Here is a 22,420-nt window from a genome sequence, read left to right as displayed (position 1 = left end):
CTTTTTAAGGTTATTTTAAGAAGTTTATTTTAAGGGAGATTTCCACTAAATACTTCATTGTTAGCCAATGTTTTGTTTATTGTTAAATCTTAACATTTATAAATGTGATAACAATAGTTTTTCTCTATTTATGTTAGGGTTTTGATATTCTTCATATAATAGAGAATTAATAAATTTTAAATATTTGCATCTGCTTTTTTGATCTTAACAGGAAGCGATTACTCTATGATACTTTTTAAATACTGAGCATTTTTAATGGCTGAAGTTCCCCAGGTATTATTGAAGAATATGAAAGCCGTTTGTTTAGCTGTTTCTATGTCCTTTGCAAGATGATCAAGAAAATCATTACTGTATTCGGATTTGTAGAGAACAGGCTTGCCATGAAGTCTGTAGTAAAGGATATGAGGATGATTGATGATCAGGTCTTCAGGAAGATTACCAGGAAAACTTACTCCGGAAAAAACAATATTCAATTTTTTTAACATTGTGAAAATTTCCTGAGTCCACCAGGATTCATGACGGAATTCAATGACATTAAAAAAATTAAAGTCGAGATTCGTAATGATTTGATTTAAATTTTCTGTAGTATTTTTAAAGGATGGTGGAAGCTGATACAGAAATCCTGAAAGTTTATGTTGAAGATGCTGCTGAATGTGCTCGCAGAATGCTGTAATCTCTTCTTTTGAATCTGCCAGACGATTGATATGAGTGACAGACTTAGGAATTTTTATAAAGAATCTGAATGAATCAGGAGTTTCGTCATACCATTTTAAGAGTGTTTTTGCGGTAGGTTTTCTGTAGAAAGTAGAATTGATTTCAACAGCATTAAAGGTTTGGGAATATAAAGAAAGAAAATCTTTACTTGGAGCATTTTCAGGATATAAAGACCCTTTCCAGTCATTATTATAAAACCCCGAGCATCCTATGTAAAGATTTTCTTTTTTCATGATGTTATTTTATATCTAAATTTACTGAGTTTAATCTCAATGAATTCAGAATCACGGATAATGAACTTACACTCATGGCTGCAGCAGCGATCATCGGTGATAAGAGAATTCCAAAGAAAGGATACAATAATCCTGCCGCAACGGGAATTCCAAGTACATTATAAATGAATGCAAAGAACAGGTTTTCCTTGATGTTTTTAAGAAGCTTTTCACTTAGAAGTTTGGCTTTTGCTACTCCCAGAATATCTCCTTTTAATAAAGTGATTTCTGCGCTTTCAATTGCAACATCAGTACCGGTTCCCATTGCTATTCCTATGTCTGACTGTGCCAGAGCAGGGGAGTCATTAATTCCGTCTCCGGTCATAGCTACAATTTTGCCCTGTTGCTGTAGTTTTTTGACTTCATTAAGCTTGTCCTCAGGAAGGCAGTTTGCCTTGAAGTGTTTGATTCCTAATTCGTCTGCAACGGCTTTGGCAGTATGTTCATTGTCTCCTGTCATCATCATAATATCAACGCCTTCACTCATTAATCTTTCGACAGCTTTTTTGGAGCTTGCTTTGATCTTGTCTGTAAAACTGATGAATCCCAATACCTGTTGTTCCTGTGCTATATAAGAAATGGTGTGTGCTTTTGATTGTACTTCCACTGCTTTTTGTTTTAATGCATCCGGAATCTGGATCTGATGGGTCGTTAAGAGACTCTCGTTTCCTAGATATGCTGTTTTTCCATTGATGTTTCCTTTTACCCCTTTTCCTGAGATATTTTCAAACTGATCTACTTTTTCAGCGGATATATTTTCATCTTTAGCCCTTTTGATAACGGCATTGGAGAGTGGGTGCTCAGAATTTTGATTCAATGAAAATGCAAGTTTTAAAATTTGATTTTTATCCTCATTGTTTACTGTTTCTATGTATTCTACAGATGGTTTTCCTTCCGTTAAAGTCCCTGTTTTATCTGTAATTAAAACGTTTACTTTGTTCATTTGCTCAAGAGCTTCAGCATTTTTGATCAGAATACCGTTTTTGGCACCTTTTCCAATTCCTACCATTAAAGACATTGGAGTGGCTAGTCCAAGAGCACATGGACACGCCACGATTAAGACTGCCACAGCATTTACAAAAGCGAATAAACTTCTTTTTCCTTCTGGACCGAAAAACTGCCATGCAACAAAGGTAAGAGCGGCAATAAGGATAACTGCTGGAACAAATACCTTAGAAACTTTATCTGTAAGCTTTTGAATAGGAGCTCTGCTTCGGCTTGCTTCATTTACCATTTTGATGATTTGAGAAAGTAAAGTTTCATCACCTACTTTTTCAGCTTTCATGATAAATACCTGATTGCCATTAATGGTTCCTGAGGATACTTTATCGTCTATACTTTTTTCGACAGGAACGGGTTCTCCTGTGATCATACTTTCATCAACGATAGAATTTCCTTCTATGATTTTTCCGTCAACAGGAATTTTTTCACCTGGTTTTACTTTTAATAAATCCCCGATTTTTACTTGGGAAAGTAACACTTTCTTTTCTTCTCCATTTACCATAAGATTGGCTTCATCCGGAGAGAGGTTCATAAGTTCTTTAATGGCGTTGCCTGTTTTTTTGTGAGCAGCAGCTTCCATTAACTGTCCTAAAATAACGAGTGTTAAGATCACACAAACCGCCTCGAAATATAATGGGATTTCATGATTGTGACCACGAATTTCATGCGGAATAATATCAGGAAAAATCAACGCTGCAATACTGAATATAAACGCTGCGGCTACTCCAAGTGCAATAAGGCTGAACATATTAAGATTCCATGTTTTGAATGAAACCCAACCTCTTTTCAACAGAAACCAACCGGAATAAAACATAACCGGAAGAGTGAGGGCAAGCTCAATAAACCCTTGGATTGTATGTGAGAAAGGAAAATCAATAAACATTCCGCCCATGGACAGTATGAAAACAGGAACTGTGAATAGTAACGAAGTAATAAACTTCTTTTTTAGAATATTATAGGTTTCATCTTCTTCATCGTCTCCACTGTCAGGCATTCTTACGAGATCCATTCCGCAGATCGGACAGCTTCCGGGCTCATCGCTGATGATTTCAGGATGCATGGGGCAAGTGTATTTTGCCGTTTTCTTTTCGGGATATTTTACGAGATCCATTCCACAAACCGGACAGCCCACGTTCGAATCATAGGTTTTATCTCCTTCGCAATACATCGGGCAATAGTATCTGCCAGCCATTTCATCTGTAACTTTGGGTGCTTCATGATGGTGATGGTGTGCATGGCTGTGATTATGTTCATGTGAATGATGTTGGTGTGAAGCTGCATTTTTTGCCATATCGCCTGTGATTTCCTCCAAATGCATATGGCAGACAGGGCAATCTCCTTTTTCATCATATGTTTTATCTCCCTCGCAAAACATCGGACAATAATATTTACCAATACTGTCTTTGAAGTTTGCCGGTAGGTTGGTTGCTGAATAAGTAGGTTTATGATTAGGATCTTTGGCTAACTTTTCTTCAATAGGAACCAAATACATATTGCAAACCGGACATCTTTCACCTTGCTTGAAATATACTTTTTCACCTTCACATTCCATAGGACAGTAATATACCGAAGATGGAGATACTCGGTCCTGAGGTTTTACAAAGGTCTTTTCAGGGTTGTTTGGATCTTCCAGTCTGTATTTTCCTATTTCTGCCAGCGCATCATTTAAGGCAGAAAGCGTCACTTCATGATTGGACGTGATTGTTGCAGTGTTATTTTCAAGGTTTACATCGGCGGTAACTCCTTCAATGCTGTTCAGTTGGTTGGATATTTTTTTCTGGCAACCGGAACAGGTCATTCCGAGTATTTTATACTGTTGTTCCATGATTCTTAAATTTATAGTACAAATTTCCAAAATGAAAATGTAAGGCTGTTATAAATTTAAGGATAATAGTTATAGAATTTAGATTTGGGAGTTTGAGGGTGGGAGAGTATTAGAGTATTAGAGTATTAGAGTATTAGAGTATTAGAGTATTAGAGTATTAGAGTATTAGAGTATTAGAGTGGCGGTGTGTAATATCAAACTCTACTACAATCAAATACTCCGACACTCAAACTCTAATATTCTACAACTTCACTATAGGCTGTCAAGAGGTTTCCTGTGATGATCTTTTAATTTCTTGAACTCAGTAGGTGTAAATCCTGTAACGTTACGGAATTGAGTAGAAAGATGCTGTACACTTTTATAGCCTAGTTTTCCTGCAATTTCAGTAAGGTTGAATTCATTATATAAAAGTAGTTCCTTTACCTTTTCGATTTTTTGTAGAATAAAAAACTGCTCCAGAGTGATATTCTCATTCTGTGAGAACGTTTTGGAAAGGGAACTGTAATCTTTATGAAGTTTTGAACTTAAAAATTCGGAAAGAAGGAAATCTTCATCAATGTCAAGTTCACCTACTTTTACAATGATGAGATTCTTAATTTTTTCCACAAGTTGATGTGCGGAATCCATGATTCTTTCAAAACCGGTTTGCAACAGTTTTTCTTCAATAGACTGCATAATTGTTGGAGGAATATCTGATGTAGTCTCTACTTCTCCAAGGATAACGGAGCTTGTCGTTATATCTGCATTGTTGAAGATTGTTTCCACAGCGGCAATGCACCTGGTGCAGACCATGTTCTTTATGAAGATTTTCATAGTTCGCTGTTTAACCTGTCTTTTACAAATTCTATTTGAGTTTTGCCATGTGGTGCTGGGTTTCCATCGCTGTCAAGGTTTACCATTACAATTTTATCAACGGTAATTATGGTTTGATGAGTCATTTTATTTCGTACATCACATCTTAAAGTAATGGAAGATGAACCGAAATGAATGGCTTCAATTCCTATTTCTATAATGTCTCCTTGTTTTGCAGAGCTTACAAAGTTGATTTCTGAAATGAATTTTGTCACCACTTTTGTATTTTCCAGCTGGATAATAGCATATAATGCAGCTTCTTCATCAATCCATTGTAGTAGTCTTCCTCCAAAAAGAGAGTGATTAGGATTCAGATCTTCGGGTTTTACCCATTTTCTTGTATGGTAGTTCATGTTCTTTAATAATTTGCAGTACAAATTTAGTGTTTAAAGCTGTTTATGGCAAAAGAATAATATTTATTGATCAAAATAAAACTATTCATTTTCTCAATCATTTTCTTTTGGAGCGCATTGCTTTTGTTTTTGTGATGGAAGGGTCTTCAGATAACTTTTGGTACTCTTCACTTTCTACAGGGTATATGGCAACCTTACCTTCTTTATTATGATGAATTCCGAAGCCATATCTTTTCGCAAGGGGAGAAGATCGGAGGCATGCCTGTCCCTTAGAAAAAAATAGGATTCTTTCATTTGGTTTTTGGCTTTCCGGAATATCATTTTTAAAAGCATAGCATTCAAAAAGAATATCATCAGAAGAATATTGGTAAGGATTCTTACTTATTTGTTCGTATTGGAGATTGGCAAGTGTTTTCTCTTTCTTTTCAGGTGGAACCTGTGCCTGAGAAACGGGGCAGTCTTCTGCAATTTGAATGAATGTATTAATATAATTGGTGGTGTGTTGTTTCATGATGAATAGTAATTTAAGAGCAAGTTATAAAGATAATGTTATTCTTAGGGAGCAGTTTAGAAATTAAGCTTAGATATTTTTAATATAATTTATTATGTTAACTAACTTTAACTTTTGTTGTGAATATTGTTTTATAGTATTGTTATTCAGTTGTTTATGGTGTGTTTACTTCCTTTTTGTGAAATCAAATTCAAACTAATGTGAGAAACATCTAAAAAAAAGCTTTGATTTGAAATTTTTAATTGTATCTTGCATACGTTTATATTTGGAATCAATATTTGTTCATTAATTTATGTTGTTTTTCTTTTATATACCAAATTTTTATTAATTTTTTAATTTATTTAAAATGAACATTTTTGTTTCAAACATCAATTACGCAACTAAAGAGTATGAGTTGCATGATCTATTTGCAGAATTTGGTGATGTATCATCAGCTAAAATCGTTACAGACAGAGAAACTGGAAGATCAAGAGGTTTCGGTTTTGTAGAAATGGGTGATGAAGAGGGAAAGCAAGCTATTGAAGCTCTTAACCAGAAAGAATTCAACGGAAAAACATTAAACGTATCTGAAGCTAAGCCAAGAGAAGAGAAGCCAAGAAGAAGCTTCGACAACAACAGAGGCGGAGGTTACGGTGGTAACAACCGTGGAAATGGCGGTGGCTACGGCGGTGGAAATCGTGGTGGTAACGGCGGTGGAAATCGTTGGTAAAAAATAATAAAGCGGCTTTTAAGCCGCTTTTTTTATTGTTTCTTTTTCTTCTTCTTTTTGTCTTTGTCTTTTTCTTTTCCTGTCTTGATTTTCTTTTCCTTCTTTGGATTTAATATCTCGTCAGCAAACTCAAACTTCGGATCTTCCACTTTTACTTTAGCAGGCTTGATTTCAATCTTAAGGTCAAAATAACCTTTAAGATCATCTTGCGAGATTAAATTTTCTTTGAATAAAAACTCAAGGATCTCCTTTCCTGAATCATTAAAAAAGTTGTGCGAAAGCTCCTTTAATAAGAATTTTTTATATTCTTCAAACGGAACAAGTACCGTGTACTTGAAGATTCTTCCTTCTTTTACAGTAGATAAATATCCCTTTTCAACCAATATTTTCAAATATGTGGAAACAGTATTCTGGTGTGGTTTCGGTTCAGGATGCTGCTCCATAACGTCCTTCAGATAGAAAGATTCCATTTTCCAAAACAGCTTCATAAAGTTTTCTTCTGCGGCAGTAAGATGATTAATTTTCATGTATTCTTCTAATGTTGAAATTGTATATTGCAATAAAGATAAATAAAAGATATCATAAAAGCTATTCCTGCACCCATAAATACTTCTTTTACGGTATGTCTTTTTAAGATAACTCTGGTAACTCCCACTAAAATAGCGATTCCCATCCAGGCAAGTCCCATTTTCCAGTCTAATGTGAAAAACAAAGCAGCTACGAATACATTAAAGGCAGTATGCATAGAGCTTTTAATAAAAAAATTACTGATCTGTAGTGCAAAAAGTAATATTAAAATAAATAACATTACCAAATCAAGATATCCGTTTCTAACATAATTAAAGATAAGGTAAGTAATAACACAGCCTGCAATGAAAATATATAAAGTTTTTCTCTGGACCCGATTGGAGACATCCATATTGGTATATCTGCCTGTTTTTACATTCCATACCAGCCAGATAATAACAGGTATGATAATCATTAATAATAAAGGAATAAAATAAAGAAAAGATTCCTTAGCAGTATACTGTCTGATGCTCATATAAACAAAAAAGATGATCAGTGACACCAAAGGATTGAAGAAGTCAGAGATGACCTTTGATACTTTGTAGAGAAGTGAAGCCTGTTTTTCTTCCATATAAAAGTTTAAAAGCCAAATATAAGATTATAACCTCAAAAAACAAATGAAGAATGCCTGATAAAGAATGGAAGATAGTAAAGAAAAAACAGCCGGGCTTCATGGCAATTTTGATAATAATATTGAAGCCAGAATCCTTAAACTTGCCACATTTTCACCCGAAAAGAAGCTGTTGAAATAACCAAAAGATATGTTAACAATAATTAAAGATCTAAGAAGTAATAGAATAAAATGTAATAATTTTTTTGATGTATTCTTTTATCTTTTATTCAGTAAAAGCCTTACGGATAGGCTTTTTTCTTAAGGATTTCAATGAGAGAAGGAAAGAATAAATATTGTTTTACAACCGCTTTCAAGGGTCGAAAATTAAGAATAATCCCTTCCGCCTGCAAATAGATTTTAGAGAAAAAACGAAAAGTTATGTATGTATAGAATAAAAACAAAGTTTTTTTCATAATTTTGCTCAACTATTTCATCATAAAAAAGCAAGAGCTAACACATGAAAGAATTTTCTAAAGAGGTATACCTGAAGTGGTATGAAGATATGACAATGTGGAGAAGGTTTGAAGACAAATGCCGTTCTCTTTACCTAAAACAAAAGATCAGAGGATTTTTACATTTGTATAACGGGCAGGAAGCTATCCCAGCCGGATTTACACATGCAATGGATCTTACAAAGGATAGTATGATTACTGCTTACAGATGTCACATCCATCCAATGGCGATGGGAGTAGATCCTAAGAGAATCATGGCAGAACTTTGCGGTAAAGCTACCGGAACTTCTGGAGGTATGGGTGGATCTATGCACATTTTCAGCAAAGAACACCGTTTCTACGGAGGTCATGGTATTGTTGGAGGACAAATTCCTTTGGGAGCAGGTATTGCTTTTGCAGATAAATATTTCGACAGAAAAGCAGTAAACATCTGCTTCTTCGGAGATGGTGCTGCAAGACAAGGTTCATTACACGAAACTTTCAATATGGCAATGAACTGGAAACTTCCTGTAGTATTCGTTGTAGAAAACAACCAATATGCGATGGGAACTTCTGTGAAAAGAACTGCCAACCACGAAGATATCTATAAATTAGGATTAGGATATGAAATGCCTTGCCTTGCTGTAGATGCAATGGACCCTGTAAAAGTAGCTGAAGCCGCTTACGAAGCTATTGAAAGAGCGAGAAGAGGTGACGGACCAACGTTTATTGAAGCCAGAACTTACCGTTACAGAGGACACTCTATGTCTGATGCTGAGCCTTACAGATCTAAAGAAGAAGTAGCTATTCATAAAAATGATGATCCAATTGAGTTAGTAAAACACAGAATCCTTGAAAACGGATGGGCTACTGAACAAGAATTGGAAGCTATGGATAACAAATCCAGAGATTTTGTTGAAGAGTGTATCGAGTTTATGGAGAACTCTCCATATCCGGATCCAGAGAAAATCTACGAGTATGTATATGCTCAGGAGAACTATCCATTCTTAGACAAATTAGAAAACTAAAAGATAATGAGTTAATTTGACAGTTTGAAAATTTGAGAATGTGATATTGTATATCCTTTTTTAATTTTCAAATTTTCAGATTGCTAAATTTTCAAATTAAAAATAATTATGGCAGAAGTAATTACGATGCCTCGCCTTTCCGACACTATGACGGAAGGTAAAGTGGCGAAATGGCATAAAAAAGTAGGAGATAAAGTAAAGGAAGGAGATATTTTAGCTGAAATTGAAACTGATAAAGCAGTTCAGGATTTCGAATCTGAAGTAGAAGGTACCCTTTTATACGTAGGTGTAGAAGAAGGTAATGCAGCTGCTGTAGATTCTGTTTTAGCAATTATCGGTAATGAAGGAGAAGATATTTCAGGATTAACAGGTGGGGCTGCTGCTCCCGCTACAGGTTCTGAAGAAAAAAAATCAGAAGAACAGCCTAAAGCAGAAGCTGTGGAAACTGCTTCAGCAGAAGTTCCGGCAGGAGTAGAAGTAATCACAATGCCAAGACTTTCTGATACAATGACAGAAGGTAAAGTAGCTAAATGGCACAAAAATGTAGGCGATACAGTAAAAGAAGGTGATCTTCTTGCTGAGATCGAAACAGATAAAGCAGTTCAAGACTTTGAATCAGAATTCAATGGTGTACTATTGAAGCAAGGTGTAGAAGAAGGAGGTGCTGCTCCGGTAGACTCTGTATTGGCTATTATTGGTCCTGAAGGAACTGATGTTTCAGCCGTAGGAGCTCCAAAAGCTGCTGCTCAGTCATCAGAAAAACCAGCTGAACAAAAGACAGAAGCTAAAACTGAAGAAAAAGCTGCTCCGGTTGCTAATTCTTCGTCTTCTGACAGAGTGGCAATTTCTCCATTAGCTAAGAAAATGGCTCAGGAAAAAGGAGTTGACATTAATAGCGTTCAAGGTTCTGGTGAAAACGGAAGAATTGTTAAAAAAGATATTGAAAACTATCAGCCAGCTGCAAAATCAGCTGCTTCAGCGCCGGCTGCAAATGCTGCTGCTCAGGTTGCTGTAAGTTTTGTACAGGGAGAAGATACAGAAACTCCAAACTCACAGGTAAGAAACGTTATCGCGAAACGTCTTTCTGAAAGTAAGTTCTCTGCTCCTCACTACTATCTGATGGTTGAAATCAACATGGATAAAGCAATTGAAGCTAGAAAAGAGATCAATTCTATTCCAGATACAAAGATTTCATTCAATGATATGATCATTAAAGCAACAGCAATTGCTTTAAGAAAACACCCGCAGGTAAATTCAAGCTGGGCTGGAGATAAGATCATTCACAGAGGAAATATCAATATTGGTGTAGCTGTAGCTATTCCTGACGGATTAGTTGTTCCTGTATTGAAGAATACAGATCAGATGACTTATACTCAGATTTCTGCATCAGTGAAAGATATGGCTTCAAGAGCTAAGAACAAAGGTCTTAAGGCTAACGAAATGGAAGGATCTACATTCTCTATTTCAAACCTTGGGATGTTCGGAATCGAAACATTTACAAGTATTATTAATCAACCAAACTCTGCGATCCTTTCAGTAGGAGCTATCATCGAGAAGCCAATCGTTAAGAACGGGCAAATCGTAGTAGGAAACACAATGAAACTTTCATTGGCATGTGACCACAGAGTGGTAGACGGTGCTACAGGTGCTCAATTCTTACAGACATTAAGAACATATTTAGAAAATCCATTAACATTGTTACTGTAATTTCTAGAATGAAAATAATAAAACCTCCCAAATCGGGAGGTTTTTTGTTTTAATACAAATAATGTTATTACAATGTGTTGTAAAATCGACAATATGTTACTATTTTTGAATCATGATTAAAGCAAGAAATATCCATAAATCTTATGGGAATTTAGAAGTACTGAAAGGAGTTGATATTCATATCAAAGTAGGAGAGGTTGTTTCTATTGTTGGAGAGTCCGGAGCCGGAAAATCTACATTATTACAGATCTTAGGAACATTAGATCATCCTACGCAATCCGGAAAATATGATACTGAAATTGAAATTGCAGGAGAATCATTTATTAATATGAATGATAAGCAGCTATCTAAGTTCAGAAATCAAAATATTGGATTTGTATTTCAGTTTCATCAACTTTTGCCTGAATTTACTGCTTTGGAAAATGTATTGCTTCCTACAAGAATTGCCGGTGCGAATGAAAGAGAAGCTATTGAAAAAGCATATGCTTTATTTGAAGACCTGAAAATCGAGCAGAGACTGAATCACAAACCGAATCAGCTTTCTGGTGGAGAAGCGCAAAGGGTAGCTGTTGCAAGAGCTTTAATCAATTCTCCAAAAATTATCTTTGCTGATGAACCTACAGGAAATCTGGATTCAAAAAATGCGGATGACCTTCACCGATTATTTTTTGACCTGAGAGATAAATACAATCAGACATTTGTGATCGTAACGCATAACCCCAATCTTGCTGAAATTACAGACCGTAAGCTTGTAATGAAAGACGGAATGATTATCGAATAGAGCAGTACTTACGCAGATGATGAAACACTTTATTTTTCTTTTTATACTTTTAATTTCCTGTTCAAAAGTAGATTCTCAGCAAGCAAAAGTTGAGGAAATTCCTTTTACAAAAATTTCAGAAATTAAAAACTTTATCAAAAATAAAGGATACAATCAGCAACTGGCGATTTTCATCAATTTTAAAATCCCATCCGGAAAATATCGATACTTTATTTATGATCTGAAAAATGAAAAAATAATATATAAAGCTGTTGTATCTCATGGATCTGGTTCTGTAACTCCCGGATCAAATGCTTTAAAATTCAGTAATGTAGAAGGCTCATATCAGTCATCTTTAGGGAAATACGAGATTGGGAAAAGCTATATCGGTCAATTCGGTAAATCTTACCGTTTAAAAGGTTTAGATACCACCAATAGCAGAGCAATGGAAAGAGCGATTGTCCTTCATTCATTACCATGTGTTCCTGATATAGAATCTCAAAATCCTGCATGTTTGAGTTTAGGCTGTCCAATGCTTTCAATAAATGCTTTTAAAGAATCTGCAAAGCATATTGATAAATCAGAACAGCCGATTATGCTATATGCCTTTTATTAAAAACTAATACCTATGAAAAAAATATCTATCCTTTCTATTTCTTTAATGATGATGGTGTCATGCGGAAAAAAAGAAACTCAAAAAGAAAACTTATCACTTAATCTTCAAAAAGGTTTTGAACAGACTTTAATTTATTCTACCTCTACTGAAGGAAATGGAAATGGCGGCATGAATGATGCTACAGAAGTTAAATATACAATAGATTCTGTAGACAAAGATTCAAATTATTATGTGACAGGAGAAATTGTGAGGATGACTTACAACCAAAAAATGTTTGGAGAAGAAATTCATTATGATTCCAGAGAAAGCTCCAGTTCAGATGACGGAATGGGAGAGGAATTTAAGCCAATGCTCAATAATCCGTTTACTTTTAAGATTGGTAAATATGGAAAAATCATTGAAAAACAAAAGTTTAGTAAAGAGATTTCCGGAAATTTGCATATCGATCAATACAATATTATTCCCGTAGTTTTCCCTAAAGAAACAGTACAAAATGGTTTTACATGGCAGGACACCACTCCGAATCCAATTGTAAAAGCAATGTCTGTTTCCAATAATTATACTTATAAAGGAACAAAAGATAATAAGATAGAAATTTCAGTCAACTCAAAACTGAGCGGTGGGGGCGTGATGAAAGATTCCGATATTGATGGAAAGTATATTTTTGATAGTAAAACAAGAACTTTAGTTTCTGCCGAAAGAAATATGCCTGTACAGATAGGAGGAGGAAAGGCTACTTTTACCATTACTCCTAAAATAGACGGTTTTTAATTATTAAATATATTCAATGTCCATAAAATTTCTTGCCGAAGACGATAGACCACGAGAAAAATTCTTACAAAAAGGTAAGAATGCTCTTTCCGATTCTGAACTTCTTGCCATTATTATGGGAAGCGGCAACAGAGAAGAAAGCGTATTGGAATTGGCAAGAAAGATTTTAACCTCAGTAAATAATAACTGGCATCAGCTAAGTCTTCTTTCCGTAAAAGATTTAATGAAATTCAAAGGAATAGGTGAAGCTAAGGCTATTTCAATAATTACAGCACTGGAGATTGGACGAAGAAGAGCCGGACAGGAGATTCCCGAAAGATCCGTTATAGGTAATAGCCACGATGCCTATGATATTCTTAAAAATCAATTATCAGATTTAAGAACTGAAGAATTCTGGGCAATTTTTCTCAATAACAGCAATAAAGTGATCCATGTTTCACAGTTGACACAGGGAGGAATAAGCCAATCCATTGTAGATGTCAGAATTTTGTTTAAAACAGCACTCGAACATTTTTCCACGGGAATTATTATTGCGCATAATCATCCTTCAGGAAACCTTAAACCAAGCAAGGAAGATATTAATATTACTCAAAAAATAAAAGAAGCAGGAAATGTATTAAGCATCCAGCTTCTCGATCATATCATTATTACACAAAACTCATATTTTAGCTTTTCTGACTCGGGATTATTATGATTAGAAGATTGAAATACAATGAAATTGATTTTGAAAAATACTCTCAGTGCCTGGAAAATTCGGAACAGAGAAAATATTCTGCAACCAGAGATTTTTTAGATATTACCGCTAAAGGACAATGGGAAATATTGGTATATAAAGATTATGAAGCAGTAATGCCCATACCTTTTGTTAGAAAATATGGTATCAAGATTGTTCATAATCCTAAACTTTGTCAGCAATTAGGTGTTTTCTCAAAAAAAGATGATTTACAGCTAAACACACAGTTTTTAAATTATCTGGAAGACAATTACCTGATAAGAATTTACTCATTTAATGATGGTAATAAACTAAGTGATGGGTTTAGAACAAAAAAGAATTTTTTAATTTATCCTGAACCTTATGAAAAGGTATCTGCAAGATATTCTCCAAAAAGAAAGAGGAAATTACGTCTGGATCAGGAAGTTTTAGATCATTCAGAAATTAAGGAAGTCTCTTTTCAGGAAGTTAAACCATTCATAGAAGCTAATATCATTGGCTTGGGAAAAGAAACGGATTTGTTAGATTTTTTGGAAATTTTTGAAACTTCTTATCATAAAAATTATCTTAAATTTCTTGCATTCTATTATCATGGAAAAATCATCAATGTTATTGCAACCTATTCAGATTGTGCTACAGTAGCGCTTTTGGGAACCTTCAGTGATAAAGAATACGTGAAACTGTCAGGAGCATCAGTATTAATTGATACAAGAATTAAAGAAATTATTGAAACCAATACCTTCGACTTTGAAGGCGGAGATATTCCAAATATTGAAGAATTTTTCAGAGGATTTCGTCCCGAACTGAAACCTTACGGAATTATTGAAAGAACAAAGAAAGAACTTTTTAAAAAACTAGGTATTCTTTTAGCTAGAGGCAAGTATTTTAAGCCATGAAAACTATTGTTTAGATTGGTTCTAATTAACTAATATTCCCTATCTTTATAAACACTTATAATAACCGTTATGTTAGAGCAAATTCGTCGCTATAAATTATCATATATGCTTTATAACTTTTTCAAAAAGGATAAATTGAAGCACAATATTCCATTATACAAAAAATACGGAATCAAGAAAAGTTATTTCTCAAGCATTTCCAGTAAAGACTTTACCCATCTTCCTCAAACGGAAAGAAGCATTGCGCAGGACAAACTTTCTTCAACCGATTTTTTTAATAATTTATCAGAAGAAAATAAAGAAAGTGCTCTTCAGTATGATGATAACGGCTATATGATCTTAAGAAATTTTATAAGTCCGGATACTGCTGATAAAATCAATGATGAGATTGATAAACTTGTGAATGACGGAACTTTAAAATTTCGTTACGGCGGAAAATTAGTCTTTGCCATTCATCATTCGGAAATACTAAGAAATATTGGAAATGATAAGAAATTATTAGATTTTCTATCTGTTTTATTAGATGGTAATGCTAAGTTATTTCAGAGTATAAATTTTATTAATGGAAGTCAGCAGAAGACCCATTCGGACAGTATTCATATGACGACTTATCCTTTAGGGGGACTTTTAGGAGTATGGATTGCTTTGGAAGATGTAGATGAAAATAACGGAGCTTTACACTATATTCCGGGAAGCCATAAATTACCTTATTTTCTTAATTCTGATTATGATAATGAGGGGACTTCTCTTAAGATTGGAAAGAAAAGTTATAAGGCTTACGAAGAATTTCTTGAAAATAAAGTGAAGGAATTAGGTTTGAAGAAAGAAATATTCAGAGCAAAAAAAGGAGATATGCTGATCTGGCATGCCAATATTCTTCATGGGGGAGAGCCTCACACAGACAAAAACAGAACCCGAAAAAGCCTGGTATATCACTTTTTTGATGAAAACAGTGTTTGCTATCATGAAGTTACACAAAGACCTGCGTTATTTGAACTGTAATATCAGAAAATATTAGTAATTTTGCATCCTAAAATTATGACGAGTTTTTCAGGATATCTACCGTATGCATTTGCATTAATCATTGCAATTCCTTTTTTGGTTTTGCTGAGACAATTTGTACACTCGTATATTACTCTTAAAAATCAGGAAATAAAGCTGCTTACGGTGAAGTCAAACTCAGAGAATAAAGCACATTCCTACGAAAGGATGACCTTGTTTCTTGACAGGATAAAACCATCCAATCTTATTCAGAGATTTGACAGAGGACTTGCTGTTCATGAATTCATTTTCCTTACAGAAAAAGCGATCAACGAAGAATTTGAATATAATTCTTCACAACAGCTCTATGTAACGAAAAACTCATGGAAGAATATCGTAGATTCAAAAAATGCAATTATAGAATTGCTTCACAAAACATATGACGGATTGAAAGGGGAAGTACAACTTGATGAATTCAAGACCATTTTTATCATGAATTATATGGAAAGCAACGATTATATTGCTGAAACGATAGAAGATTTAAGAAAAGAAATTTTAATAATAACTTAAAAAATAACAGATAAAATAATGATTCCAAATTTTAAAGCACATCCATGGCACGGAATTTCTGCAGGAGAAGATGCGCCAAATGTTGTAAACGTATTTGTGGAAATTGTTCCTTCAGATACTATTAAATATGAAGTAGATAAAGAAACAGGATATTTAAAGGTAGATAGACCACAGAAATTTTCTAACATTATTCCAGCTTTATACGGATTTGTTCCAAAAACATATTGCGATAAGGAAGTAATGAAACTGGCAGTAGAATCAGGAGCTGATGATGTAACTATGGGAGATCACGATCCACTTGATATCTGTGTTTTAAGTTCTCACAATATCCATGCTGGAGGTTTATTAATGGAAGCTATTCCAATCGGAGGATTCAAAATGATCGATGGGGGTGAAGCTGATGATAAAATTATAGCTGTAATGATCAATGACCATGCATTTGGACATTTCAGAGATGTTTCTGAATTACCGGAAGCAGAAGTGAAAAGATTAATGCACTATTTCTTAACGTATAAAAACTTACCGGATGAGCCTGCAAAATGTAGAATCCAGGAAGTATACGGAGCAGAACACGCAAGAAAAGTAATCAAAGCTTCTCAAGCAGACTACGCTGAAAATTTCGGAGGATAGTATTCTCTGATTTAAATAATAAAAAAGGATAAACGGGAAACTGTTTGTCCTTTTTTTATTAGAATTATTTTAAAATATGAAATAACAAGTGCAGCAAGCCAATCAAACTCTTTAAAACCAAGATCACCTTAAATAGTCTTACCTCCTAAATAGACTTTAAGAATTCAATGGTAAAATACTCACCAACTCATATTCTAAAGGCTTTTTTCCTGAATTAAATTTTCCGCATTTACTATAAAAAATCTGTTTACATTCTATATTTCCTATATTCAAACTACTAAACTCCTCATTTTTTTAATGCTTTCATGGTAATTATTTATTATATTTAATTTTCTATTACCAAAAAAATATTAAACTATGGATCTATTTGTGTTAGTGCCAATTTTTGGTGTCGTAGCTTTGCTTTACACATTTCTTCAAAGCAGTTGGGTCAATAAACAGAATGCCGGAAATGAAAAAATGAAAACCATCAGTGGTTATATTGCTGACGGGGCGATGGCTTTTTTAAAAGCTGAGTATAAAATTTTAACCTACTTTGTAGTAGTGGTGGCTATCCTGCTGGCAGTAATGGGATCAACCAATGCCAATTCACACTGGAGTATAGGAATTGCCTTTGTAATGGGAGCTATATTTTCAGCTTCAGCAGGTTTCATTGGGATGAAAATAGCAACGAAGGCGAATGTAAGAACTGCAGAAGCTGCAAGAACATCACTGTCAAAAGCTCTTAAAGTTTCATTTACCGGAGGATCCGTGATGGGAATGGGCGTTGCAGGATTAGCTGTGCTTGGCTTAGGAGCTCTTTTTATCATTATTAAACAGATTTTTGCCCCCGATGCTACTGTAGATTCCCACGAAATGGAAAAAACAATTGAAATTCTTACCGGTTTTTCTCTGGGAGCAGAATCTATTGCCCTTTTTGCAAGAGTAGGAGGCGGAATTTATACCAAAGCTGCAGACGTAGGTGCTGACCTTGTAGGAAAAGTAGAAGCCGGAATTCCAGAAGATGATCCAAGAAATCCAGCTACCATTGCTGATAACGTTGGGGATAATGTGGGAGATGTTGCCGGAATGGGTGCCGATCTTTTCGGATCTTATGTAGCAACGGTTTTGGCGACCATGGTATTGGGAAGAGAAACGATCTCGGACGATTCATTCGGTGGTTTTGCTCCTATACTTTTACCTATGCTGATAGCCGGAACCGGAATTATTTTTTCAATGATAGGAACTTTATTTGTAAAGATTAATGATAATGAAGGTTCCTCCACGTCCAGCGTACAAAATGCTCTGAATCTTGGAAACTGGGGAAGTATTGTGATCACGGCTATAGCTTCTTATTTCCTTGTAACTTATATTCTGCCTGATAAAATGATTCTCAGAGGACATGAATTTACTAAAATGGGAGTATTCGGAGCAATCATGGTAGGACTAGTGGTAGGTACTTTAATGAGCATTATCACAGAATATTATACGGCAATGGGGAAAAGACCGGTTTCCAGCATTGTGAGACAGTCTTCAACCGGGCATGCGACCAATATTATCGGAGGACTTTCCGTTGGGATGGAGTCTACTTTGCTTCCCATCATTGTATTGGCTGGAGGTATTTACGGATCTTACTTATGTGCCGGATTATACGGTGTTGCCATTGCAGCAGCAGGAATGATGGCAACTACAGCGATGCAGCTTGCTATTGACGCTTTCGGACCTATTGCAGATAATGCCGGAGGTATTGCCGAAATGAGTGAATTGCCAAAAGAAGTTCGCGAGAAAACAGACATTCTGGATGCAGTAGGAAATACAACGGCAGCCACAGGAAAAGGTTTTGCAATTGCTTCGGCAGCATTAACCGCATTGGCTCTCTTTGCGGCTTTCGTAGGAATTGCAGGAATTGACGGTATTGATATCTACAGAGCTGATGTATTGGCAGGATTATTTGTGGGAGGAATGATTCCGTTTATATTCTCTTCACTAGCTATTACGGCAGTAGGACAGGCTGCAATGGCAATGGTAGAGGAAGTAAGAAGACAGTTCCGTGAAATTCCAGGAATATTAGAAGGCAAAGCCACACCGGAATATGAAAAATGTGTTGCTATTTCTACAGACGCATCGATCCGTAAAATGATGATGCCGGGAGCTATCGCGATCATTTCACCATTATTGATCGGATTTATTTTTGGTCCCGAAGTGCTTGGAGGATTCCTTGCCGGTGCTACAGTGTGTGGAGTTTTAATGGGAATGTTTCAGAACAATGCCGGTGGCGCTTGGGATAATGCTAAAAAATCATTCGAAAAAGGCGTAGATATCAACGGACAGACCTATTATAAAGGTTCGGAACCTCATAAGGCTTCTGTAACAGGAGATACAGTGGGAGATCCGTTTAAAGACACATCAGGACCTTCCATGAATATTCTGATCAAGCTGATGTCTATCGTTTCACTGGTTATTGCTCCTACTTTAGCTGTTTTGCATAAAGATAAGATTGAAGCGAACAGACAAGCTAAAATAGAGAGTTTAACAGGGATTACAAATACAGGTACTTCATCTGAATCATCTACTCTTACAGCTCCGGCTATTCCGGGTGAAATAAAAGGACATCTCAATGAAAGCGGAGATTTTGTTTATGAAACTGGAAGTCTTCGAAAAATAAAGCTAAAAGGAGGAAAAACAATAGAATTGGGAGATACAAGTCAATTGTATCAACTTTATAGTGCTGTTGATAAAAAAGATAAATCTATTTTGGACACCAATAAGTGGTACACAATTGAAAACCTTTATTTTGAAACCGGATCAAGCGATTTGAAAGCAGGGTATGAACTGCAGCTGAATAATCTTGCGGAAATTTTAAATGCCTATCCAGATCTTAAGATAAAACTAGGTGGATATACAGATAATAGTGGTAATGAAGATGGAAATCAACAACTATCCAACCTAAGAGCCCAAACAGCAAAACTTAAATTATTGGAGCTTGGAATAGCAGCCGACAGAGTAGAAGCTGAAGGATATGGCTCACAACATCCAATCTGTGAAGCTAATGATACAGATGAATGTAAGGCTAAAAACAGAAGAATTGATGTAAGAGTTCTGGCTCTTTAAAATGTATAAAATATAAGTTAAAGCACTGCTCATGCGGTGCTTTTTTATTGGGGTAATATGAAGACACTAAGAATTGGGATGTTTTAGTTTTTAAAGCGCGAAGATTTTATTTATAATAAATTGGATATATTTTGCCACTAATGCCTTTTGCAAATCTAAAGGCATTAGTGGCTAATCATAATACTAATGAAATCTTTGAATTTTCTTACACCTAAAACAATATGTTCCTTAAGAAGTTTTACGCTTAATTTTCAACCTGAAAAAGAATTTGTTACCATTATAGATTCTTTCTCAAATGTTCCAAAGCCTGGATAATTAATTCATCCTTTTTTGCAAAGCTAAAACGAATATAATCAGAGTTTTGTCGGGAATTATAAAATGCAGACAGTGGAAGGCAAGCCACTTTTTTATCAATCGTAAGCCATTTTGAAAACTCAACATCTGTCATTGTTCCGGAAACATTCCTGAAATTTACAACCTGAAAAACGCTGCCCTCTGCCGGTTGTTCGATCTGTAATGGAGTTTCTTTAAGCAATTCATTAAAAATGTCCCTTTTCCGCTGCATTGTTTTTTGATTTATATTAGGATCAAATACCTCCAGATACTTTGCCAGAGCATATTGAGCCGGAGCATTGGCACTGTAGGAAATATATTGCTGATGACATCTGAATAAAGCAGTTAATTCTTCGGAAGCAATCATATAACTGACCTTCCATCCTGAGGTATGAAACATTTTACCAAAAGAAAAAATACAAAAAGTTCTGTTTTTCAGTTCAGGATGAATAAACGAGCTGTAATGTTCTGCTCCATCATAACAATAAGTGTCATAGATTTCTTCCGAAATGATATAAATTTCACGGTCTTTGATAAGCTCATACAGCCGGTTCCAATCCTCTTGTTTCCATATCTTTCCGGTTGGATTTTGTGGTGAATTGACAATAATAGCTTTTGTTTTATCAGAAATACATTGTTTAAACAAATCCCAGTTGATCGTAAAATCAATTTCCAGATCATAATAGACAGGTATTCCTCCGTTCATGACTACTGCAGGACCGTACGTATAGTATGAAGGTTGTATCACAATCACTTCATCATCTTGATTTAGAACAGATTTAAGTGCTGTATATAAAGCAAAAGTAGCGCAGGGAACGATGGTTACTTCATTTGTCTTTAAAGAAATACTGTTTTTCCGTTTCGTATTAAAATCAATGATGTTATTGATCAATAACGGATTACCAGCAAGTGGCTCATAATTATGGGTGTCAAAATCTGCTGACTCCTGTAAGAACGTTTTTAACCGTTCATCAATGTCAAAATCAGGAAGTCCCAGAGAAAGATCGTAGCTACCATTCCTTACAGCCAGTTCAGACATCTCTGTGAAAAATGAATAATGAGTAAATTCATGAATTTTTTTCATCAATTTTGTATTTTTCATCAAATGTAATAAAAAATCAATATTATTTTGATGATTTTGTTTTTGAATACTTATTGTTTCTGCATTTATTTTGTCATAAATAGGTCTTTTGTGTTTACTGTTCAATAATTATACATTGAAGTTTTTATGTCTGGCTCAAAGTATGATGGATAAGCATTTATTCTTCTGTAAGATTTTTGTTTTAAATCTCAGGAGTCAATAAAATTTGTTATTTTTAAGAAATTTATTCTGTATGAAAAAACTACTTATTCCGTTATTTTCTATAGCTCTGATGACGAGTTGTAGTACAGCTCAGGTTTCTAACGGTGCTTCTCATCCAATTTCTACCAAACATGACAAAGGTTTTACCCATGCTTATCATATGATTAAAGCTGAGGATTTAAAGAAAAACCTCTATGTAATCGCATCTGATGAAATGGAAGGTAGAGATACCGGAAGCAAAGGACAGAAAAAAGCTGGGGAATATATTGTTAATTATTATAAAAATTTAGGAGTTTCATATCCCAAAGCATTAGGTTCTTATTATCAGAAAGTTCCAGCTGACTTTATGAAGAAAAGAGGTGGCGGAAATCTGCCCGATTCTGAAAATATTCTTGCTTTTATTGAAGGAAGCGAAAAACCAGAGGAAATTGTTGTAGTTTCTGCACACTATGATCATGTAGGAACCAGAGGTGGGGTAGTATATAATGGCGCTGATGATGACGGAAGCGGAACTGTTGCTGTAATGGAAATGGCAAAGGCATTTCAGGAAGCTAAAAACAAAGGAAAAGGTCCTAAAAGATCTGTATTGTTCCTTCATGTAACCGGTGAAGAGCATGGCTTATTTGGTTCTGAATATTATACTGATAATCCTGTTTTTCCATTGGCAAATACGGTTGTAGATCTTAATATTGATATGATTGGACGTGATGACCCGGCAAACAGAGGCAAACAGTATGTATATGTGATTGGTTCCGATATGCTAAGCACTCAGCTTAAAGTAATCAATGAAGCAGCCAATAAAAGAACCAATAATCTGGAGTTGAATTATAAATATGACGATCTTAATGATCCAGAACAATTATATTACCGCTCAGATCACTATAATTTTGCTAAAAATAATGTTCCTGTAGCATTTTTCTTTGACGGTATCCACGAAGATTATCACAAGCCAACGGATGATCCTGAAAAGATTGATTACAATCTGTTGGAAAAGAGAACACAACTGATTTTCACTACAGCATGGGATATTGCCAACAGAGAAGAAAGAATTGTAGTGGATAGAAAATAAATCCAAAATTACCTACACCTGAATTTTAAACCCGGGTTAAAATGATATTTAATGCTACAAATGCACAAATTTATTTTGTTGTATTTGTGGCATTATTTAATTAAA

Annotated in this window: 21 protein-coding genes; 13 read left to right on the top strand and 8 right to left on the bottom strand. The window is 35.0% G+C overall.

Features of this window, described 5'->3' with window-relative positions; translation table 11 throughout:
* Positions 1-218 precede the first annotated feature (218 nt).
* The 5 genes from AC5YGG_RS05835 to AC5YGG_RS05815 all read right to left on the bottom strand — a co-directional run bounded on the left by AC5YGG_RS05835 (position 219) and on the right by AC5YGG_RS05815 (position 5,529).
* Entirely contained in the window at positions 219-947 is a 729-nt protein-coding gene (locus AC5YGG_RS05835; protein WP_496143535.1) for a DUF72 domain-containing protein, read from the bottom strand.
* 4 nt (positions 948-951) lie between these two features.
* Positions 952-3,813 (bottom strand): heavy metal translocating P-type ATPase, encoded by a 2,862-nt coding sequence (locus AC5YGG_RS05830; protein ID WP_496143534.1) that lies wholly within the window; start codon positions 3,811-3,813, stop codon positions 952-954.
* Positions 3,814-4,065: 252 nt separating this feature from the next.
* A complete protein-coding gene (locus tag AC5YGG_RS05825) occupies positions 4,066-4,626 on the bottom strand; it encodes a helix-turn-helix domain-containing protein (protein WP_496143533.1) in 561 nt (186 codons plus the stop codon).
* Positions 4,623-5,018, bottom strand: coding sequence for an acyl-CoA thioesterase (locus AC5YGG_RS05820; protein ID WP_076553354.1), 396 nt, complete (start codon positions 5,016-5,018; stop codon positions 4,623-4,625). The genes AC5YGG_RS05825 and AC5YGG_RS05820 overlap by 4 nt, the downstream gene beginning before the upstream one ends.
* Positions 5,019-5,115: 97 nt before the next feature.
* On the bottom strand, positions 5,116-5,529 hold the full coding sequence (locus AC5YGG_RS05815; protein WP_496143531.1) for a DUF6157 family protein: 414 nt from the start codon (positions 5,527-5,529) through the stop codon (positions 5,116-5,118).
* 346 nt (positions 5,530-5,875) lie between these two features.
* Between AC5YGG_RS05815 and rbp the strand changes: the two genes are divergently transcribed.
* Positions 5,876-6,238, top strand: a complete 363-nt coding sequence (gene rbp / locus AC5YGG_RS05810) for an RNA-binding regulator (protein WP_065394644.1) — start codon at positions 5,876-5,878, stop codon at positions 6,236-6,238.
* A gap of 32 nt (positions 6,239-6,270) precedes the next feature.
* Here rbp and AC5YGG_RS05805 read toward each other — a convergent pair whose 3' ends face one another.
* Both AC5YGG_RS05805 and AC5YGG_RS05800 read right to left on the bottom strand, forming a co-directional pair.
* Positions 6,271-6,765 carry a BlaI/MecI/CopY family transcriptional regulator gene (locus AC5YGG_RS05805; RefSeq protein WP_496143530.1) on the bottom strand — a complete coding sequence of 165 codons (495 nt, stop codon included), beginning with the start codon at positions 6,763-6,765 and terminating at the stop codon, positions 6,271-6,273.
* 8 nt (positions 6,766-6,773) lie between these two features.
* Positions 6,774-7,376: a phosphatase PAP2 family protein gene (locus AC5YGG_RS05800; protein WP_496143528.1), complete on the bottom strand. Its 603-nt coding sequence runs from the start codon at positions 7,374-7,376 to the stop codon at positions 6,774-6,776.
* Between the two features lie 499 nt (positions 7,377-7,875).
* Here AC5YGG_RS05800 and pdhA point away from each other — a divergent pair, with 499 nt between their 5' ends.
* The 11 genes from pdhA (at position 7,876) to AC5YGG_RS05745 (ending at position 19,610) form a co-directional block, all read left to right on the top strand.
* Positions 7,876-8,877, top strand: a complete 1,002-nt coding sequence (pdhA, locus tag AC5YGG_RS05795; protein ID WP_496143527.1) for a pyruvate dehydrogenase (acetyl-transferring) E1 component subunit alpha — start codon at positions 7,876-7,878, stop codon at positions 8,875-8,877.
* 108 nt (positions 8,878-8,985) lie between these two features.
* The gene (locus tag AC5YGG_RS05790; protein WP_496143525.1) at positions 8,986-10,584 is read left to right on the top strand and encodes a dihydrolipoamide acetyltransferase family protein; all 1,599 of its coding nucleotides are present in this window, start codon (positions 8,986-8,988) and stop codon (positions 10,582-10,584) included.
* Positions 10,585-10,696: 112 nt separating this feature from the next.
* On the top strand, positions 10,697-11,365 hold the full coding sequence (locus AC5YGG_RS05785) for an ABC transporter ATP-binding protein (RefSeq protein WP_066699707.1): 669 nt from the start codon (positions 10,697-10,699) through the stop codon (positions 11,363-11,365).
* Between the two features lie 16 nt (positions 11,366-11,381).
* Entirely contained in the window at positions 11,382-11,960 is a 579-nt protein-coding gene (locus tag AC5YGG_RS05780) for a murein L,D-transpeptidase catalytic domain-containing protein (RefSeq protein WP_496143522.1), read from the top strand.
* A 12-nt stretch (positions 11,961-11,972) separates the two neighbouring features.
* Positions 11,973-12,731 (top strand): DUF6263 family protein, encoded by a 759-nt coding sequence (locus AC5YGG_RS05775; RefSeq protein ID WP_496143520.1) that lies wholly within the window; start codon positions 11,973-11,975, stop codon positions 12,729-12,731.
* Positions 12,732-12,747: 16 nt separating this feature from the next.
* The gene (radC, locus tag AC5YGG_RS05770; RefSeq protein WP_496143519.1) at positions 12,748-13,425 is read left to right on the top strand and encodes a RadC family protein; all 678 of its coding nucleotides are present in this window, start codon (positions 12,748-12,750) and stop codon (positions 13,423-13,425) included.
* Positions 13,422-14,339 (top strand): hypothetical protein, encoded by a 918-nt coding sequence (locus AC5YGG_RS05765; RefSeq protein WP_496143518.1) that lies wholly within the window; start codon positions 13,422-13,424, stop codon positions 14,337-14,339. Before radC ends, AC5YGG_RS05765 begins: the two co-directional genes overlap by 4 nt.
* Positions 14,340-14,444: 105 nt before the next feature.
* Positions 14,445-15,341, top strand: coding sequence for a phytanoyl-CoA dioxygenase family protein (locus tag AC5YGG_RS05760; RefSeq protein ID WP_496143517.1), 897 nt, complete (start codon positions 14,445-14,447; stop codon positions 15,339-15,341).
* Between the two features lie 36 nt (positions 15,342-15,377).
* Complete coding sequence (locus AC5YGG_RS05755; RefSeq protein WP_076553366.1) at positions 15,378-15,890, top strand: DUF7935 family protein; 513 nt, start codon at positions 15,378-15,380, stop codon at positions 15,888-15,890.
* An 18-nt stretch (positions 15,891-15,908) separates the two neighbouring features.
* Positions 15,909-16,520: an inorganic pyrophosphatase gene (locus tag AC5YGG_RS05750; RefSeq protein ID WP_496143516.1), complete on the top strand. Its 612-nt coding sequence runs from the start codon at positions 15,909-15,911 to the stop codon at positions 16,518-16,520.
* 357 nt (positions 16,521-16,877) lie between these two features.
* Positions 16,878-19,610 (top strand): sodium-translocating pyrophosphatase, encoded by a 2,733-nt coding sequence (locus AC5YGG_RS05745; RefSeq protein ID WP_496143515.1) that lies wholly within the window; start codon positions 16,878-16,880, stop codon positions 19,608-19,610.
* 277 nt (positions 19,611-19,887) lie between these two features.
* Here AC5YGG_RS05745 and AC5YGG_RS05740 read toward each other — a convergent pair whose 3' ends face one another.
* A complete protein-coding gene (locus AC5YGG_RS05740) occupies positions 19,888-21,027 on the bottom strand; it encodes an aminotransferase class I/II-fold pyridoxal phosphate-dependent enzyme (protein WP_496143513.1) in 1,140 nt (379 codons plus the stop codon).
* Between the two features lie 250 nt (positions 21,028-21,277).
* On the opposite strand from AC5YGG_RS05740, the gene AC5YGG_RS05735 reads away from it, so the two are divergent.
* Entirely contained in the window at positions 21,278-22,315 is a 1,038-nt protein-coding gene (locus tag AC5YGG_RS05735; RefSeq protein ID WP_496143512.1) for a M28 family metallopeptidase, read from the top strand.
* The last annotated feature ends 105 nt before the right edge of the window (positions 22,316-22,420 follow it).

The sequence above is a fragment of the Chryseobacterium sp. CS2K3 genome (genome assembly GCF_059515185.1).
This window is presented reverse-complemented; position numbering and strand designations above follow the sequence as displayed.

Coding starts and splice junctions, on each gene's coding strand:
- AC5YGG_RS05735 (WP_496143512.1), top strand. CDS start 21,278: ATGAAAAAACTACTTATTCCGTTATTTTCTATAGCTCTGATGACGAGT.
- AC5YGG_RS05760 (WP_496143517.1), top strand. CDS start 14,445: ATGCTTTATAACTTTTTCAAAAAGGATAAATTGAAGCACAATATTCCA.
- radC (WP_496143519.1), top strand. CDS start 12,748: ATGTCCATAAAATTTCTTGCCGAAGACGATAGACCACGAGAAAAATTC.
- AC5YGG_RS05790 (WP_496143525.1), top strand. CDS start 8,986: ATGGCAGAAGTAATTACGATGCCTCGCCTTTCCGACACTATGACGGAA.
- AC5YGG_RS05740 (WP_496143513.1), bottom strand. CDS start 21,027: ATGAAAAAAATTCATGAATTTACTCATTATTCATTTTTCACAGAGATG.
- AC5YGG_RS05775 (WP_496143520.1), top strand. CDS start 11,973: ATGAAAAAAATATCTATCCTTTCTATTTCTTTAATGATGATGGTGTCA.
- AC5YGG_RS05800 (WP_496143528.1), bottom strand. CDS start 7,376: ATGGAAGAAAAACAGGCTTCACTTCTCTACAAAGTATCAAAGGTCATC.
- AC5YGG_RS05825 (WP_496143533.1), bottom strand. CDS start 4,626: ATGAAAATCTTCATAAAGAACATGGTCTGCACCAGGTGCATTGCCGCT.
- rbp (WP_065394644.1), top strand. CDS start 5,876: ATGAACATTTTTGTTTCAAACATCAATTACGCAACTAAAGAGTATGAG.
- AC5YGG_RS05745 (WP_496143515.1), top strand. CDS start 16,878: ATGGATCTATTTGTGTTAGTGCCAATTTTTGGTGTCGTAGCTTTGCTT.
- AC5YGG_RS05815 (WP_496143531.1), bottom strand. CDS start 5,529: ATGAAACAACACACCACCAATTATATTAATACATTCATTCAAATTGCA.
- AC5YGG_RS05780 (WP_496143522.1), top strand. CDS start 11,382: ATGATGAAACACTTTATTTTTCTTTTTATACTTTTAATTTCCTGTTCA.
- AC5YGG_RS05830 (WP_496143534.1), bottom strand. CDS start 3,813: ATGGAACAACAGTATAAAATACTCGGAATGACCTGTTCCGGTTGCCAG.
- AC5YGG_RS05805 (WP_496143530.1), bottom strand. CDS start 6,765: ATGAAAATTAATCATCTTACTGCCGCAGAAGAAAACTTTATGAAGCTG.
- AC5YGG_RS05785 (WP_066699707.1), top strand. CDS start 10,697: ATGATTAAAGCAAGAAATATCCATAAATCTTATGGGAATTTAGAAGTA.
- pdhA (WP_496143527.1), top strand. CDS start 7,876: ATGAAAGAATTTTCTAAAGAGGTATACCTGAAGTGGTATGAAGATATG.
- AC5YGG_RS05765 (WP_496143518.1), top strand. CDS start 13,422: ATGATTAGAAGATTGAAATACAATGAAATTGATTTTGAAAAATACTCT.
- AC5YGG_RS05820 (WP_076553354.1), bottom strand. CDS start 5,018: ATGAACTACCATACAAGAAAATGGGTAAAACCCGAAGATCTGAATCCT.
- AC5YGG_RS05835 (WP_496143535.1), bottom strand. CDS start 947: ATGAAAAAAGAAAATCTTTACATAGGATGCTCGGGGTTTTATAATAAT.
- AC5YGG_RS05755 (WP_076553366.1), top strand. CDS start 15,378: ATGACGAGTTTTTCAGGATATCTACCGTATGCATTTGCATTAATCATT.
- AC5YGG_RS05750 (WP_496143516.1), top strand. CDS start 15,909: ATGATTCCAAATTTTAAAGCACATCCATGGCACGGAATTTCTGCAGGA.